Consider the following 1,895-nt stretch of genomic DNA (forward strand, 5'->3'; position numbering starts at 1 on the left):
GAGGAGATCGCCGATCTGCTGGTCGGGCTGACCGATGCCCGCAAGACCTGGGGGTTCGGTCTGTGTTTTCTGCATTTGCGCAACGTCAAAGGGCATCCATGGAACCACAAACGGGTTTACCGGATCTACTGCGAACTTGAGCTGAACTTGCGGATCAAACCGCGCAAAAGGCTGAAACGCGACAAGCCCGACGCTCTGGCGGTGCCTGAGGCCCCCAACATGACCTGGTCGATGGACTTCATGGCCGACCGGTTGGGCGATGGCCGGGCCTTTCGGTTGCTGAACGTGCTGGACGACTTCAACCGTGAAGGGCTGGGCATCGAGGTCGACTTTTCCTTGCCTGCCGAACGGGTCATCCGAAGCCTCGACCGGATCATCGAGTGGCGCGGCAAACCCGGGACCATTCGTGTTGATAACGGCCCAGAATACATCAGTGGCAAGCTGCTGATATGGGCCGAGAAACGCGGCATCACCATCCAGCACATCCAACCCGGTCAGCCCCAGCAGAACGCCTATATCGAGCGCTACAACCGCACCGTAAGGCACGAATGGCTCGACCAATACATCATCGAAACCATCGAGGAGGCTCAAGATCACGCCACACAATGGCTTGTCTTATGTTGAACTCGGCTCCTGCGGTGTAAAGGAGCCACTGCCCGGCACGCCATTTATGGCGGGCAGTGGCGGCGGTTGGATCGTAAATGGCTGGGTCGTGATGGACCGTTCCAGAGTTTGATCAGCCGCCGTCTTCCCCAAGGGCCTGAACGGATACGCGTGTGACAAGTCACGCATGACAAGCATAGGACACGAGGAAGATGACAGATCATAACATTGGCGTGGATATTTCCAAATCCCATCTGGACGTGTTCCGGCTTGAAGATGGTGCGGCGCAACGCTTCGATAATTCCACCACAGGCTTTCGTGCATTGACCAAATGGTTGGGCAATGCCTCGGTGGCACGGGTCGTGTTCGAACCGACGGGGGCTTATCACAAGGCCTTCGAGGTCGCACTTGGAGGGGTATTGCCGCTGGTCAAGGTGAACCCGTTACAGGCGCGCAGGTTTGCACAAGCCTATGGCACGAGGGCCAAGACTGATGCAGTCGATGCCCGGATGTTGGCGCGTATGGGGGTCGCGTTCGACCTTGAACCTCAAGCACCTCAATCCAAAAATATACGCGTTCTCAGAGACTTGCATGTTGCGCGGGCTGGTCTGATCAAGGACCAAACCAGATTACGCAACCGCGCCCAAACCCAAGACATGTCTGTTCTGAAGCGCCAGACCAAGGCACGGCTCACTTTGGTAGAACGACAGATCGCCGAACTGGACGTCGAAATTTCAGCATTGATCGCGGCGCAAGAAAACACCACACGCACATGTGATATTCTGCGTTCCATGCCTGGAATAGGAGCGGTATCGGCTGCGGCCATGCTGACCCTGATGCCCGAGCTCGGCACGCTTGATCGCAAACAGGTGGCCAGCCTGGCAGGTCTCGCCCCGATCACCCGCCAGTCAGGGCAATGGCAGGGCAAATCGTTCATTGGTAGTGGGCGCAAACCCTTGCGCGATGCCCTCTACATGCCAGCACTGGTCGCATTGCGCTGGAATCCAGACCTGAAAGAAAAGTACAACCGTCTGCGCGCAGCAGGAAAACCCGCCAAAGTGGCTATAGTTGCAGTCATGCGAAACCTCATCGAAATCGCAAACGCTCTGATCAAAGCAAACCGAAAATGGACACCAAAAGCCGCTTGATCAAGACGGATACTCTGGACTTACAACAACGACCGCCCGAACATGGGCCTCGGCGGCATCACACCCGCCCAGAAACTGAAAATGGCCACATGAATTCTACGGATGCACCCCGTTAAAAATGGGGGATTACCACCTGCCCCTTTT

Annotated in this window: 1 protein-coding gene and 1 pseudogene; both read left to right on the top strand. The window is 56.6% G+C overall.

Features of this window, described 5'->3' with window-relative positions; all coding sequences use genetic code 11:
• A pseudogene (locus VJ956_RS08340) lies at nt 1–612 on the top strand (IS3 family transposase); the annotation flags it as partial.
• 203 nt (nt 613–815) lie between these two features.
• Nucleotides 816–1,751, top strand: a complete 936-nt coding sequence (locus tag VJ956_RS08345; protein WP_324083737.1) for an IS110 family transposase — start codon at nt 816–818, stop codon at nt 1,749–1,751.
• The last annotated feature ends 144 nt before the right edge of the window (nt 1,752–1,895 follow it).

Source organism: Marinobacter sp., assembly GCF_035268745.1.
GTDB lineage: Bacteria > Pseudomonadota > Gammaproteobacteria > Pseudomonadales > Oleiphilaceae > Marinobacter.

Bases quoted from the DNA above. Each gene is read 5' to 3' on its own strand.
- VJ956_RS08345 (WP_324083737.1), top strand. From the start codon at position 816: ATGACAGATCATAACATTGGCGTGGATATTTCCAAATCCCATCTGGAC.